This window comes from Leifsonia sp. McL0618 (genome assembly GCF_049994905.1).
Lineage (GTDB): Bacteria > Actinomycetota > Actinomycetes > Actinomycetales > Microbacteriaceae > Diaminobutyricibacter.
The window spans coordinates 3,792,181-3,806,287 of the sequence record NZ_CP188258.1; the positions used below are offsets into that span (position 1 = coordinate 3,792,181).

Annotated in this window: 16 protein-coding genes; 10 read left to right on the forward strand and 6 right to left on the reverse strand. The window is 68.5% G+C overall.

Annotated elements, in window-relative coordinates; genetic code table 11:
- Positions 1 to 30 precede the first annotated feature (30 nt).
- Both ACPPVQ_RS18245 and ACPPVQ_RS18250 read right to left on the reverse strand, forming a co-directional pair.
- Entirely contained in the window at positions 31 to 879 is an 849-nt protein-coding gene (locus ACPPVQ_RS18245) for a phosphonatase-like hydrolase (protein ID WP_426516546.1), read from the reverse strand.
- A gap of 20 nt (positions 880 to 899) precedes the next feature.
- Positions 900 to 2,075 (reverse strand): TIGR03364 family FAD-dependent oxidoreductase, encoded by a 1,176-nt coding sequence (locus tag ACPPVQ_RS18250; RefSeq protein ID WP_426516547.1) that lies wholly within the window; start codon positions 2,073 to 2,075, stop codon positions 900 to 902.
- Between the two features lie 208 nt (positions 2,076 to 2,283).
- Here ACPPVQ_RS18250 and ACPPVQ_RS18255 point away from each other — a divergent pair, with 208 nt between their 5' ends.
- The 8 genes from ACPPVQ_RS18255 (at position 2,284) to purL (ending at position 10,276) form a co-directional block, all read left to right on the forward strand.
- The gene (locus tag ACPPVQ_RS18255) at positions 2,284 to 2,580 is read left to right on the forward strand and encodes a HigA family addiction module antitoxin (RefSeq protein ID WP_426516549.1); all 297 of its coding nucleotides are present in this window, start codon (positions 2,284 to 2,286) and stop codon (positions 2,578 to 2,580) included.
- A gap of 68 nt (positions 2,581 to 2,648) precedes the next feature.
- Complete coding sequence (gene kynA / locus ACPPVQ_RS18260; RefSeq protein WP_426516551.1) at positions 2,649 to 3,521, forward strand: tryptophan 2,3-dioxygenase; 873 nt, start codon at positions 2,649 to 2,651, stop codon at positions 3,519 to 3,521.
- Between the two features lies 1 nt (position 3,522).
- Complete coding sequence (locus ACPPVQ_RS18265; RefSeq protein ID WP_426516553.1) at positions 3,523 to 4,551, forward strand: hypothetical protein; 1,029 nt, start codon at positions 3,523 to 3,525, stop codon at positions 4,549 to 4,551.
- A gap of 45 nt (positions 4,552 to 4,596) precedes the next feature.
- The gene (locus tag ACPPVQ_RS18270; RefSeq protein WP_426516555.1) at positions 4,597 to 5,961 is read left to right on the forward strand and encodes a kynureninase; all 1,365 of its coding nucleotides are present in this window, start codon (positions 4,597 to 4,599) and stop codon (positions 5,959 to 5,961) included.
- Entirely contained in the window at positions 5,958 to 6,812 is an 855-nt protein-coding gene (locus ACPPVQ_RS18275; RefSeq protein WP_426516557.1) for a PaaX family transcriptional regulator, read from the forward strand. Before ACPPVQ_RS18270 ends, ACPPVQ_RS18275 begins: the two co-directional genes overlap by 4 nt.
- A 41-nt stretch (positions 6,813 to 6,853) precedes the next feature.
- Entirely contained in the window at positions 6,854 to 7,111 is a 258-nt protein-coding gene (gene purS, locus ACPPVQ_RS18280; RefSeq protein WP_426516559.1) for a phosphoribosylformylglycinamidine synthase subunit PurS, read from the forward strand.
- Positions 7,111 to 7,809 carry a phosphoribosylformylglycinamidine synthase subunit PurQ gene (purQ, locus tag ACPPVQ_RS18285; RefSeq protein WP_426516561.1) on the forward strand — a complete coding sequence of 233 codons (699 nt, stop codon included), beginning with the start codon at positions 7,111 to 7,113 and terminating at the stop codon, positions 7,807 to 7,809. Before purS ends, purQ begins: the two co-directional genes overlap by 1 nt.
- 109 nt (positions 7,810 to 7,918) lie before the next feature.
- Positions 7,919 to 10,276, forward strand: a complete 2,358-nt coding sequence (gene purL, locus ACPPVQ_RS18290) for a phosphoribosylformylglycinamidine synthase subunit PurL (RefSeq protein ID WP_426516563.1) — start codon at positions 7,919 to 7,921, stop codon at positions 10,274 to 10,276.
- On the opposite strand, the gene ACPPVQ_RS18295 is transcribed toward purL, so the two are convergent.
- From ACPPVQ_RS18295 to ACPPVQ_RS18310, 4 genes are all read right to left on the reverse strand, one after another.
- Entirely contained in the window at positions 10,273 to 11,253 is a 981-nt protein-coding gene (locus ACPPVQ_RS18295) for a DMT family transporter (protein ID WP_426516565.1), read from the reverse strand. The two genes, purL and ACPPVQ_RS18295, sit on opposite strands and share 4 nt — an antisense overlap.
- 114 nt (positions 11,254 to 11,367) lie before the next feature.
- Entirely contained in the window at positions 11,368 to 11,787 is a 420-nt protein-coding gene (locus ACPPVQ_RS18300; RefSeq protein WP_426516567.1) for an organic hydroperoxide resistance protein, read from the reverse strand.
- A 70-nt stretch (positions 11,788 to 11,857) separates the two neighbouring features.
- Positions 11,858 to 12,781 carry an SDR family NAD(P)-dependent oxidoreductase gene (locus ACPPVQ_RS18305; protein ID WP_426516569.1) on the reverse strand — a complete coding sequence of 308 codons (924 nt, stop codon included), beginning with the start codon at positions 12,779 to 12,781 and terminating at the stop codon, positions 11,858 to 11,860.
- Complete coding sequence (locus tag ACPPVQ_RS18310) at positions 12,778 to 13,131, reverse strand: chorismate mutase (protein ID WP_426516571.1); 354 nt, start codon at positions 13,129 to 13,131, stop codon at positions 12,778 to 12,780. Before ACPPVQ_RS18310 ends, ACPPVQ_RS18305 begins: the two co-directional genes overlap by 4 nt.
- 108 nt (positions 13,132 to 13,239) lie before the next feature.
- Here ACPPVQ_RS18310 and ACPPVQ_RS18315 point away from each other — a divergent pair, with 108 nt between their 5' ends.
- Complete coding sequence (locus ACPPVQ_RS18315; protein WP_426516573.1) at positions 13,240 to 13,659, forward strand: polyketide cyclase; 420 nt, start codon at positions 13,240 to 13,242, stop codon at positions 13,657 to 13,659.
- Complete coding sequence (locus tag ACPPVQ_RS18320) at positions 13,656 to 14,093, forward strand: MarR family winged helix-turn-helix transcriptional regulator (protein ID WP_426516575.1); 438 nt, start codon at positions 13,656 to 13,658, stop codon at positions 14,091 to 14,093. Before ACPPVQ_RS18315 ends, ACPPVQ_RS18320 begins: the two co-directional genes overlap by 4 nt.
- Positions 14,094 to 14,107: the final 14 nt, after the last annotated feature.

Genomic DNA, 14,107 nt, shown 5'->3' on the forward strand with positions numbered 1-14,107 from the left:
GGGGCTTCCAGCACGCGGGGGGTGACCGCCCTAGTCGTCAAAGCCGAGCAGCGCGGGAAGTTCGGCGATACTGCCGATGACCGCGTCCGCTCCGGCGTCGCTCAGCGTCGCCTCGTTGTGTGCCCCGGTGAGCACGCCGACGACGAGGCCGGCGCCGGCCGCGATGCCGCTGGCCATGTCAGAGGCGGTGTCGCCGACGACGACCATGGAGTCCACACTCGTCGCTCCGGTGCGCAGCAGCGCCGTGAGCGGGAGGTCGGGGTACGGACGCCCGCGGCCGGCATCGGCGGGGCTGAGCACGACATCCACCAGGTCCTCCCAGCCGAGGGCGGCGATGATCGCCTTCGTGGTCGACGGCGAGAAGCCGGTCGCGAGCGCGACCTTCACGCCGGCGTCACGGAGGAGACCGATCACGTCTTCTGCCCCGGGAACCGCCGTCGCGCCGTCTCTCTCGACGAACTCCGCATACGCGTTCTCGAAGACGGCGTTCGCGTGCTGTGCCTGGTCTTCGTCGCCGGTGAGCGACCGGAAGACCGCGATCTTCGACTGGCCCATGGTGTCGCGCACGTACTGCAGTGCGCTCTCGCGTTCCTCTTCCGTCTCGCCGATCCCGGCTTCTTCGGCCGCCCGCACGAACGCCTTCTCGACGAGGCCGTCGTCGACGACTGTCGTGCCGGCCATGTCGAGCACGACCAGTTCGAGGTCGACGTCGTCGTCATCATCCGCGTCGTCGTCGTCCTCGCGACGCGCTTCGTCGATGTCAGTCATATCGAACTCGTCGAACTCGTCGTCGAGCGCGTCATCGGATGCGGCGTCGACGGCCGCGTCGATCGTGCCGGCGTCGTCGAACTCCGACGTCAGGATCCCGTCGTTCGTCATGGTGGTGCCTTTCTGTGCTTTCAGCGTGCGGAGAGCGAGATGGTCGGCTCGCCCAGGTCTTGTGTCGTCGCCGAGGAGTAGAGGTCGTCGATGACGCGTTCGCCGAGGCCGAGACCGGTCGTCATCCCGATGCCGGTCGTGACCGACACGACCCGCACACCCGGCAGCGGCGTAGCGATGAGGAAGTCGTCGGGGGCCGAGGCGTAGACACCCTGCCAGCGCTCGCGCACGCGCAACTCCCGCACGCCGAAGAGGTCACGGGCGAGCGAGAGGAGCGCGTCGAACGCGGGCTCGCCCTGGAACGGGTCGATGCCGTCGCCGCGGTAGTGCGTGTCGCCGACGATCAGTCCGCCGTCGGGCCGCTGGGTGTACATCTGGTTCAGGTCGAGGGCGGCCAGGTCGGGATGCTCGGCGACGAGGCGCGAGCGAAGGGCTGCGGCCGACGCGGTGCGGGTGAAGCCCGCGTAACGGATGAGCGACCAGCCGGTGAACAGGGGCGACGTGAGCGGGCCGTCGAGTTGCGCATCCACCAGGAGCATGTCGAGGCCGCAGCGCTGCACGCGATGGGCTTCGGCGAGCACCGGGAAGAGCTGGTCGACGTCGTGGTTGACCGCGACGATCACGGTGTCGGCGATGACGGGGCCGCGGGAGGTGTGGACGCGACCGGGGTCGACGCCGAGCGCGCTGGTGGTGAAGTGGAAGTCGACGCCGTCGTCACGCAGCCAGCGCGCGATGGCACCGGCGGCCTCACGCGGATCGACCTGGAGGTCGCGCGGAAGCCACGCGCCCGAGCGCACGCGGCCGGGAGCGACAGGAACGCGATCGCGCACCCCGTCGGCGTCGAGGATGACGATGTCGTCGGGCCCCCGCAGGTCGCGGAACTCGTCGAGCACGGCGGCCTCTTCCGGGTTCTGCGCAGCGACGACCGTGCCGGTCTCGCCGACCCAGAAACCCGCCTCGGCGGCGAGCGCGAGCCACCGCTCACGGGACTCTTCCGCGTATTCGCGGGCGCGGCCGTCCTGGCCGGTCAGGCACAGGTGGCCGAAGTTGCGGATGGACGCACCCAGGATCCCTGCGGCCCTGTCGAGCACGACGACCGACAATCCGCGACGGCGGGCGGCCACCGCGTGAGCGAGTCCGACGATGCCCGCGCCGACGATGGCGACGTCGTAGCGGCGCCGGCTATTGCCTGCCATCCCCCCGGTCCCCTCTCGCCTCGGCGCGCTGCACGACGGTGCGGTGCTTGCGTACTGAAACGCTAGGCAGGGAGGGAGAATCGCGTGCCAACCGATGGTTACCGCAAGGTGAACGGATGTGGCACATCGCGGTTGCGGCGGTTTGATAACGTTTGACAATACTAACGCGACGCGTTACTATCGTCGACTACCACTGAAGGAGGAACAAATGACGACCGCTCACCCTCCGATCCACCCCGGGGAGATCCTGCTCGAGGACTTCCTCAAGCCCCTTGGACTGAGCCAATACGCGCTCGCAAAAGCCATCCACGTTCCCGCCCCGCGCATCGGAAGCATCGTCCACGGAACCAGGTCGATCACGCCTGACACCGCGCTCAGACTGGCCCGTGCGTTCGGCACCACGCCACGCTTCTGGCTGAACCTCCAGAATCGCTACGACCTCGAAGTCGAGCAGTCCGCTCACGCGGAGGAGCTCGACGCGATAGCTCCGCTCGTCGCTGGTTGAGGCGTTGTTGCATTAACGTGACGATCGGCGCGATAATGCAACAGGATGCTTCAGCGAGGAGGAGCGGCGTGACCGTCGACGACAACACCAGGGACTTCGATCCGGACATCGTCACCGACTTCAGCCGGCGGATGAGCTACGGCTCCTATCTCGACCTCGATGTGCTGCTGAGCGCGCAACGGCCGGTCAGCGTGCCGGAGCATCACGACGAACTGCTGTTCATCATCCAGCACCAGACCACCGAGCTCTGGCTGAAGCTCGTGCTGCACGAGTTGCAGTCCGCGCGCGACCTGCTCCGCGCCGACCGGCTCCAGATCGCCCTCAAACGCATCGCGCGGGTGAAGCACATCCAGAAGACCCTGACCGAGCAGTGGTCGGTGCTCGCTACGCTCACGCCGACCGAATACGCCGAGTTCCGTGGCTTCCTGGGCAACTCATCCGGTTTCCAGTCCTACCAGTACCGTGCGGTCGAGTTCGTGCTCGGCAACAAGAACCGGCGGATGCTGAGCGTCTTCGAGAGCGACCCCGCGGCCCACGCACTGCTCGCCGACCTGCTCGAGCAGCCGAGCGTCTACGACGAGTTCCTGCGTTACCTGCACCGCGCGGGCTTCAGCATCCCGACGTCGGTGCTCGACCGCGACGTCACCCAGGCGCATCGATTCAGCCCGGAACTCGTCGAAACCTTCCGCGAAATTTACGAGAACGCGACCGAGCACTGGGCGGAGTACGAGGCCTGCGAAGAACTCGTCGACCTCGAAGACAACTTCCAGCTCTGGCGGTTCCGCCATCTCAAGACCGTGCAGCGCACGATCGGCATGAAGACCGGTACGGGCGGGTCGACCGGCTCGAGCTTCCTGCAGAAAGCACTCGAGCTCACGTTCTTTCCCGAGTTGTTCGCGGTGCGCACCGAGATCGGCGCGCCCGCTCCTGCGGCGGACTGACATGGTTGCCGACGGTTTCACGCTCGGCGTCGAGCAATGGTGGTCCGGCGGCTGGCGGGACCGCACCGTCTTCGTCGCGGGCGGGGGCAGGCTCCACGCTGTCGGCGACCGCGAGACGAACGCCGACCTCGAACTTCCGGGAACCCTCTTTGCCCGCCTCATCGACCACCACGTGCACCTCGGGCTCATCGAGCCGACGGCGCTGATCGCCGGCGGGATCACCTCGGTCACCGACCTCGGCTGGATCCCTTCCGAGGCCGCCCGCCTGCGTGCTGCGAGCCAGGATCCGGCGTCGAATCTTCCCGAGGTGAGCATCGTCGGCGCGCTGATCACCTGCGCCGGCGGCTACCCGGCACGCAGCGCGTGGGCGCCCGATGGAGCAACGGCTGAGGTGGGCGACGGCGCGGAAGCGGATGCGGCGGTCGACGCGCAGGTCGCGGCCGGGGCATCCGCCATCAAGTTCACGATGAACAGCGAAGCGGGTCCGGCACCCTCCGCCGACCTCGCGGCCGCGATCGTCGCCGCCGCACACCGGGCCGGACTTCCCGCAGTGGTCCACGCCCAGGGAGCCGGTCAGGCCAGGCGCGCATTCGAGGCGGGGGCCGACCGGTTCGCGCATACGCCGTTCTCCGAACGTCTCGACGACGCGCTCATCGAGCGGATGGCCGACAAAGGCACCGAATGGATCTCCACCCTCGATATCCACGGCTGGGGCACCCCGATCGGCGACTTCAGGGTGGCACTCGACAACCTGCGCCGCTTCGCCGACGCCGGGGGCCGCATCCTGTACGGAACGGACCTCGGCAACGGGCCGCTCCCGGTCGGCGTGAACGGACGGGAACTGCTGGCGCTGGCTGCCGCCGGCCTCGACCGCGACGGGCTCGTCGCGGCGATCGCCGGCGACACACTCACCACGACCATCGGTCCGCGCTTCGCCTGGGCGCCGGGCCGCCCGCCCGCAGACCCGGCGGCGGCCGCACACTGGCTCACCACGGCCAGGGGCGCCACCGTGGACTCCCTCGGACGCTGAAACCCACGTCCCGACTACCACCCAGCCACCCAGGAGGATCCCGCCATGACCGAAGCCACACGCGACAACCCCGGAGCGCGCGCGTCGTCCTCCGGCAGCGTCGACGCACACCTCGGGTACGCGCGGCGGATGGATCGCAGCGACGGACTCGCACACTTCCGTCGCCAGTTCCACGGCATCCCGCAAGACTCGGATGCCGGCGACGGCGGAGCGGGCGTCGGCGACACGGGCGGGGTGGTCGCCTACCTCGACGGCAACTCGCTCGGCCGCCCCACCCGCGCCAGTCTGGAGCGCATCCAGCGATTCCTCGCCGACGCATGGGGCGGCCGCCTCATCCGCGGCTGGGACGAAGAATGGATGGCGCTGCCGTTCACCATCGGCGACGCGATCGGTCGCGCGGCGATCGGGGCGGCGCCCGGCCAGACCTTCATCGGCGACTCCACAACGGTGACCCTCTACAAGCTCGCCCGCGCGGCGGTCGATTCCCAGGCCGACCTGCGCGGGGACGGCCCGTTCCGCACAGAGATCGTCGTCGACACCGACAACTTCCCGACCGACCGGTATGTGCTCGAAGGCATCGCGCGCGAGCGCGGCATGACCTTGCGCTGGATCGAATCCGACCCCGCCGGCGGCGTGACGCCCGAGCAGGTGGCCGCGGTGGTCGGACCCCAGACGGCGCTCGTGCTGCTCAGCCATGTCGCGTACCGTTCCGGGTTCATCGCCGACGTTCCCGCGATCACCAGGATTGTGCACAAGGCGGGCGCACTGGTGCTCTGGGACCTGTGCCACTCGGCCGGGTCGGTACCGGTCGAACTCGACGCCTGGGGCGTCGACCTGGCGGTCGGATGCACGTACAAGTACCTGAACGGCGGCCCGGGCTCGCCCGCTTTCGGCTACGTCAGGGCAGAACTGCAGGATTCGCTGGCGCAGCCGATCCAGGGGTGGATGGGGACCCGCGACGTTTTCATGATGGGCCCGCGCTACGTGGCGGCATACGGTATCCGCCGCTTCGTGAGCGGCACGCCGGCGATCGTCGGGATGCTCGCGATGCAGGACACGATCGCCATGATCGAACAGTGCGGCATCCAGGCGGTGCGGGACAAGTCGGTCGCGCTGACCGAGTTCGCGATCGCGCTGGCCGACGAATGGCTCGCGCCGCTCGGCGTGACGGTGGCCAGCCCGCGCGACGCCGCCATGCGCGGAGGCCACGTCACCCTCAGCCACCCGGCGATGCGCGAAGTCACTGCGCGCCTGTGGGACCAGGATGTCCTCCCCGACTATCGCGACCCGGGCGGACTGCGCATCGGGCTGTCCCCGCTCAGCACGAGCTTCGAGGAGACCTACCGCGGGATGGCGGCGGTGAGGGACACACTGCGTGCCGAGCTGCTGCACCGGTCGGGGCTGGGATGACAGACACGGCTGTGGCTGCGGCCGTGCTCGACGACTTCGATTCGCGGCCGGGCCGCTCGATGTCGCTCCTGCGCACGATCGTCGGCGGCTTCCTCCGCGAGCTCGGCGGGTGGATGCCGACCGCCGGCGCGGTCACGATGCTCGACGCGCTTGAGGTGCCCGCTTCGACGGCCCGCTCCACACTCACCCGGCTTGCCGCACGAGGCGTACTCGCCCGCGAGCCGCGAGACGGTGTCGCCGGCTACGTGCTGAGGGCAGGGGCGGTGCCGATGCTCGAACGAGGCGACGCACGGATCTTCCAGGCCACCGCATCCGCCGACGAAGGATGGTGCCTGGTCTCGTTCTCGATCCCCGAACGCCACCGGGACCGGCGCCACCAGCTGCGGCGGCGGCTCGACTGGATTGGGTGCGGCACGGTCAGCGACGCGCTGTGGATCGGTCCGGAACGGGTGGCGGATGACGTGCGCGACATCCTCGCAGACCTGCAGCTGACCGGCGAGGTCACCGTCTTCACGGGTGCGCGACCCCTCGCGGACCGCCCGCTCGCCGAACTCGCCGGCCGGTGGTGGGACCTCGAGCGGGTGCGGATGCTGCACCAGGGTTTCCTCGACCGCTATGCGCCGGTCGTAGCCGATGCCGGGGCCCTGGCCGATCGTGCCGCGTTCGCGACGTGGGTGGGCGCACTCGACGAGTGGCGCGTCATCCCGTACCTCGATCCCGGCCTGCCTGCGTCGGCGCTTCCCGTGGGATGGCCGGGGCCCCCGAGCCGGGAACTGTTCGCGGTCATCCGGGAACGATACGCGGATGCCGCCCTCGGGTTCGCGCGTCGAGTGACGGGCTGTGGACGATAGAATCGACTCATCCCCACCCAGCTGCCGAGCGGAGAGTGCCCGTGCCCACCATCGTTGTAGAAGTCATGCCGAAGGCTGAGCTGCTCGACCCGCAGGGCAAGGCCGTCGCAGGCGCCCTCGCCCGCATCGGCAAGGGCCAGTTCAGGGGTGTGCGTCTCGGCAAGCGCTTCGAACTGACCGTCGATGGTCCGATCGACGATGCGACGAAAGCGGCGGTCGAAGAGATCGCTGCCGACATCCTCTCCAACTCGGTGATCGAAGACGTCGTCGGCATCCACTACCCGGCGGCCGACGCCTGATGCGCATCGGCGTCGTCACCTTCCCCGGCTCGCTCGACGACCGCGATGCCCTGCGTGCCATCCGCCTCGCCGGTGCCGAGCCGGTCGCACTCTGGCATGGCGATCACGACCTCCAGGGCGTCGACGCCCTGGTTCTGCCGGGCGGCTTCAGCTATGGCGACTACCTGCGCTGCGGCGCGATCGCGAGCCTTTCCCCGATCATGACCGAGGTCATCGACGCCGCAGGCAAGGGCCTTCCGGTGCTCGGAATCTGCAACGGCTTCCAGATGCTCGCCGAGGCCCACCTCGTGTCCGGCGGTCTGATCCGCAACGACCACGGGAACTTCATCCGCCGCGACCAGCACCTGCGCGTCGAGAACACCACCACGCCGTGGACCAGCGGCTTCGAGCACGGCCAGCAGATCGTCATCCCGCTCAAGAACGGTGAGGGCGGCTTCATCGCGTCTGCAGACGAACTGGCGCGCCTCGAGGGCGAAGGCCTCGTCGTCTTCCGCTACCAGGGCGTCAACCCGAACGGCTCCCTGAACGACATCGCCGGCGTGCGCAACGAGCGCGGCAACGTCGTCGGGCTGATGCCCCACCCAGAGCACGCCGTCGAGCCCGGCTTCGGCCCCGACACCTCTGCCGCGATGCGATCGGGCATCGACGGCCTGACCTTCTTCACCTCGGTCATCCGCAGCACGCTCGTCGAGGCGTAGGAGTCGTGCCTGTGGAGCCGCCGGCGGCCGAAGGGCCGGGCCGGTGGCCCGCGCCGCGCCGGTAGACTGAGGATGCCCGGCACCCGTGACTTCTTGGAGACTGCCTCCCGTGACCGACCTTTCCACCGCATCCGTCGTCGACACCGTCGCGAACGCGGGCGAAACCCCTGAACGCGAGCAGCCGTACGCTGCACTCGGCCTGAAAGACGACGAGTACGCGCGCATTCGGGAGATCCTCGGGCGTCGCCCGACGAGCGGCGAGCTCGCGATGTACTCGGTCATGTGGAGCGAGCACTGCTCCTACAAGTCGTCGAAGATCTACCTTCGGCAGTTCGGCCAGAAGGTCACCCCCGCCATGAAGAAGAACCTCATGGTCGGCATCGGCGAGAACGCCGGTGTCGTCGACGTCGGTGAGGGCTGGGCGGTCACGTTCAAGGTCGAATCGCACAACCACCCGAGCTACATCGAGCCGTTCCAGGGTGCTGCCACCGGTGTCGGCGGAATCGTGCGCGACATCATCTCCATGGGCGCCCGGCCCGTCGCCGTCATGGACCAGCTGCGCTTCGGCGCCATCGAAGAAGCCGACACGGCACGCGTCGTGCACGGTGTCGTCTCCGGCATCTCGTTCTACGGCAACTGCCTCGGCCTGCCGAACATCGGCGGCGAGACCTACTTCGACCCGATCTACCAGGGCAACCCCCTGGTCAACGCCCTCTCGGTCGGCGTGCTCCGCCACGAAGACCTGCACCTCGCCAACGCGTCCGGCCTCGGAAACAAGGTCGTGCTGTTCGGGGCCCGCACCGGCGGCGACGGCATCGGCGGGGCATCGATCCTCGCTTCCGACACCTTCTCTGCGGGAGGGCCGACCAAGCGCCCGGCCGTGCAGGTCGGCGACCCGTTCGCCGAGAAGGTGCTCATCGAGTGCTGCCTCGAGCTGTTCCGCGACAAGCTGGTCGAAGGCATCCAGGATCTCGGTGCAGCCGGCATCTCCTGCGCCACCTCCGAACTCGCGTCGAACGGTGACGGCGGAATGTTCATCGAACTCGACAAGGTGCTGCTGCGCGACCCGAGCCTCACCGCCGAAGAGATCCTGATGTCCGAAAGCCAGGAGCGCATGATGGCGGTCGTGAAGCCCGAGCTTCTCGACGCCTTCCTGGCGGTCACGGCGAAATGGGACGTCGAGACCAGCGTGCTGGGCGAAGTCACCGACACGGGCCGCCTCGTCATCAACTGGCACGGCGAAGAGATCGTCAACGTCGAGCCGCGCACCGTCGCGGTCGACGGCCCGGTGTATGAGCGCCCGGTCGCGTACCCGAGCTGGATCGATGCCCTCCAGGCCGACAGCGCATCGAAGCTGCCGCGGTCGAGCGACCCGGAGGTGCTGCGCGAGCAGTTCCTCGCCCTCCTCGGCAGCGCGAACCTCGCTGACAAGGGCTGGATCACCGACCAGTACGATTACTTCGTCGGCGGCAACACCGCCCTCGCGTTCCCTGACGACGCCGGCATGATCCGCGTCGACGAGGAGAGCGGCCTGGGCTTCGCCATTGCAACGGATGCGAACGGCCGCTACTGCCAGCTCGACCCGAAACAGGGCGCCCGGCTCGCGCTCGCCGAGGCGTACCGCAACGTGTCGGCATCCGGAGCCGTACCCGCAGCTGTGACAGACTGCCTCAACTTCGGCAGCCCAGAGAACCCCGAAGTGATGTGGCAGTTCTCCCAGACGGTCGAGGGATTGTCCGACGCCTGCCTCGAGCTCGAGATCCCGGTGACGGGCGGCAACGTGTCGTTCTACAACCAGACCGGGTCGACCCCGATCTTCCCGACGCCGGTGGTCGGCGTGCTCGGCGTCATCGACGATGTGGCCCGGCGCATCCCCAGCGGATGGCAGGACGAAGGCGACAACATCTACCTCCTCGGCGTCACGCGCGAAGAACTCGACGGGTCTGCATGGGCAGGCACGATCCACGGCCACCTCGGCGGACTCCCGCCCGAGGTCGACCTCTCGCGTGAGCGCGAACTGGGTGAGCTGCTGCGCGCGGGTTCACTCGAAAGCCTCATCGGATCCGCCCACGATCTCTCCGACGGCGGTCTTGCCCAGGCGCTCGCCGAAAGCGTCATGCGGTTCGGTGTCGGGGCACGCGTGTGGATCACCGAGATCATGGAACGCGACGGCGTCGACGCCACGACGGCGCTTTTCAGCGAGTCGACCGGCCGCGTCATCGTGTCGGTGCCGCGGGAAGACGACGTGAAGTTCCGCGGCCTCTGCGAAGGCAGGGGCTACCCGGTGCTGCGCATCGGCGTGACCGACGCCGAGCTGGGCACCCAGCCGGTGCTCGAGATCCAGGACTACTTCACGGTCGGTCTCGAAGAGCTCGCCAGCACCCACAAGGCGACGCTGCCCGAATACTTCGGCCCTGTGGTGTCCGCCAAGCCCGGTGCGGGCTACCTCGCCAAGACCGACAGCTAGTCCCGCTGCGTCGCCGGCTCGTCGCGATCAGCCATCGCGGTGTCCGGCCCGGATGGCTGTGACGACTCCAGCGTTTGCGCCACCAGCGCCGCCTGCCGCCGCGTCAGCACGCGCACGCGCTGCTGCGTGAGCAGGATGCCGAGCAGCACCACCACGGCGCCCACCGGCTCGTTCCAGCTGAGGGATTCCTGCAGCACGAGGATACCCAGCGCAACGCCGACAACCGGCGTGACATAGGTCACCCCCGATGTCGCGGTCGGACCCCACGCCCGCAGCACGTTCATGTTCCAGATGTAGACGACACCCGTTCCGAGCGCGCCGAGCGCGAGAAGGCTCAGCAGCACCGGCCAGCTGAACACGACTGGACCCAGCGCCACGAACGGCGTCAGCACCAGCATGATCACGGCAGCGACCCCGATATTCATCACGGCCACCGTCGTCGCCGGCATGTCGCGGTGGCTGATGAACCGCCGGATGTAGCCGAAGCTGAAGCCGTAGCACGTCACCGCCCCGAGGCACGCCAGCTGCCCCCACACGCTGCCGCTGAGCGCCGCGATCTGCCACGGCCCGACGACGATGACCACACCGACGATCCCCACGAGCACGCCGAGGACCTGGTCACGGTTCAGCCGCTCCACCCGGAAGGCGAGCGTCGCCAGGATCGCCGTCGTGATCGGCGTCACCGCGTTGTAGATGCTCGCCAGGCTCGACGACACGTACTGTTCGGCCCATGCGAAAAGCAGGTACGGCACGACACAGTAGGTGATCGCCACCACCACGAAATGCAGCCACACGATCGGCTCACGAGGCAGGCGGCTCCGCGTCGCCAGGGCGATGATGCCCAGGGTGATCGCCCCGAACACGAGACGGGCCCAGACCACCTGCCCAAAGCTCACGCCCTCGAGGCCGACCTTCATGAACAGGAAGCTGGCGCCCCAGATGAGACCCATGGCGATGAACTGGACGGCGACCTTCACGGTTCGACGTTACCCGCCGCCGCCGACATCTGCCCGCGGGAATCGGACCCGGCACGCAGTCGCCCTCGCACTGCTGGGCGCACCCGAGGCAGCGCCCACACCCTGTGCCGCCGGTCAGTCGACGATCGTGATCTGAACCGGAACGTTCCCGCGGGTGGCGTTCGAGTACGGGCACACGTGATGCGCCTTCTGCGCGAGCTCCTCGGCCTGCTCGCGTGCGACGTTGGGCACATACACGTCGAGTTCGACGGTGAGCCCGTAGCCGCCGGCGCCGTTGTCGCCGATGCCGACGCTCGCCGACACTCCGGCGTCGCGGGTGTCGGCCTTCTCGCGGCGGCCCACGGCATGGAGCGCACTCAGGAAGCAGGCCGCGAACCCGGCCGCGAAGAGCTGCTCCGGGTTGGTGCCCGCGCCCGAACCTCCCAGTTCGCGCGGTGGGCGGGTGTCGAGGTCGAGCAGGTCGTCTTCGCTGCGAACGTGGCCGTCACGGCCCCCACCCGATGCGTGCGCGATTGCCGTGTAAGCGATGTCCATGACCGCCAGCCCATACCGTTCGCCTGAGCGCGCGCTGAAGGCATCCCCAGAGAGACGGTGTACAGGGAACCTAGCTCACGTCGAATCGCACCCCGGTGAACTCTTCGAGTCGCGACCACAGCCGGGCACCGACGCGCGGATCGCTGCTCGTCGACGTGGGCCTCTGGCGGGTGGGCACGCCGCGCGTCAGGTAACGCGGGCCCCAGTAGTCGCCGCCGCGGGCATCCGGATCGGTCACCGCCCGCACGATCGGCCACGCGCCGTGGTCCTTGCCCTGTGTTCCCAGGGCCTGCAGGTTGTCGACGAACCGGGTCATGCGCGTCGGCTCGTTGACTCCGCGGATGCGTGGCGTGCGCCCGCTGATCGAGTATCCGGGATGCGCGACCAGGCTCGTCACGCCGCTCCGCGCCAGGCGCAGGCGGCGGTCGAGCTCGAAGCCGAAGGCCTGCACGGCGATCTTGGACTGCGCGTAGGCACGCCATCCGGTGTATCCGCGCACCAGCTGGAGGTCGTCGACACGGAAGGTCGAGAGCCGGCTCGACAGGCTGCCGAGAGTGACCACGCGCGCGCCCGGCGTTCCCGTGAGGGTCGGGTAGAGGAGCGCGGTGAGCGCGAAATGCCCGAGCACATTGGTGGACAGCACGAGTTCGTTGCCGCGGGCATCCGTCTCGCGTTTCGCGGGTGGATGCACCATGCCCGCGTTCTCGACGAGCGCGTCGAGGCGCCCCCGCGCGGCGAGCACGTCGGATGCGGCGCGAATCGAATCGGGTTCGGTGACGTCGAGGTCGATCAGTTCAACGCTTGCTCCCGGGACACGTCCCCGGATGGCGGCGAGGGCCGCGTGCCCGCGTTCGCGACTGCGGCAGGCGAGAACGACGTGAGCCCCTGCCGCGGCGAGCTGCTCACTCGTGAAGTAGCCGATTCCGGTGTTCGCGCCGGTGACGACGACGACCTTGCCGGTCTGGTCGGGAACCGATCCGGCCGGCCCGCTCACGATGCGCGGTCTTCGGCGGCGGATCCCGCGATGCGCTCGTGGTGGTGGATGACCTCGGCGATGATGAAGTTGAGGAACTTCTCTGCGAAGGCCGGGTCGAGGTGGCTCTCTTCGGCGAGCGCACGCAGCCGCTCGATCTGTTCGCGCTCACGTTCGGGGTCGGCCGGTGGCAGGCCGTGCATCGCCTTCAGCGTTCCGACCTGCTGGGTGAACTTGAAGCGCTCGGCGAGCATGTGCACGACGGCGGCATCGATATTGTCGATGCTCTCCCGGATGCTGTGCAGCTGTGCGTAGACGGCGGCGTCGGCGGTCGTGTCCAGGTCGGCGGCGGGGGAGTCGTTCGGGGCCATAGACCGACCCTAACGTCTTGAAATCGGGGCTTGTGCATATTTTACTCTACGCGTAGATTATCTATGCATAGAGCAACTCCCACCATCAGCGACAGAAAGGCATCGATCATGTGGACCACCGAACACACCGCCGAGACAACGCTCGATCGCGAAGCCGTCTGGGCAGCCCTCAGAGACCTCCACACCGGCGCACTCCGCTACGACGGCGCCGACACCTTCGAGCTGCACGGACCATTCGCCGTCGGCACCGAACTGACCGTCACCCCCGTCGGCCAGGATCCGTTCCCGTCTACGATCGTCGACCTCGTCGAGAACGAGACCTACGCCGACCGCACCGAGTTCGGCACGCTCGTGCTCACGTTCCGGCACACGCTCGTACCGACGCCGGACGGAACGCGCGTCACACACCGCCTCGAGATCGACGGCGAGGGCGCTGATGTGGTCGGTCCCGAACTCGGGCCGCAGATCAGTGGCGACTTCCCCGAGTCGATGGATGCGCTGTTCGAGCAGGCGCGGCTGCGCGCATGACCCGGTTTCCCGAAGGACCTGCCACCAGCCCCGGCTTTCTCCTGTGGCACACCACCCTGCGCTGGCAGCGCGTGATGACGGCAGCCCTGACTCCGCTCGACCTCACCCATGTGCAGTTCGTCATCCTCGCATCCACGTGGTGGCTGAACGGCCACGGCGAGAGCCCGACACAGTCGCGGCTGTCCGACTACACCGGATCGGATGCGCGGATGACGTCCGAAGTCGTCGGCCGCCTGATCGCGAAGGGACTGGTCGCGCGGACTCCCGACCCTGACGATGCACGGGCGAAGGTGCTGTCGGTGACGACGCTCGGCGCCGAGGTGGCGGCGCGGGCGATCGATGCCGTCGAAGCCGCCGACGAAAGCTTCTTCGCGCCGGCGATGGGCCGCCCCCTCGATCTCGTGACCCTGTTGAAAACCCTCGCAGCCCGCTGACCGCCCGATACGGT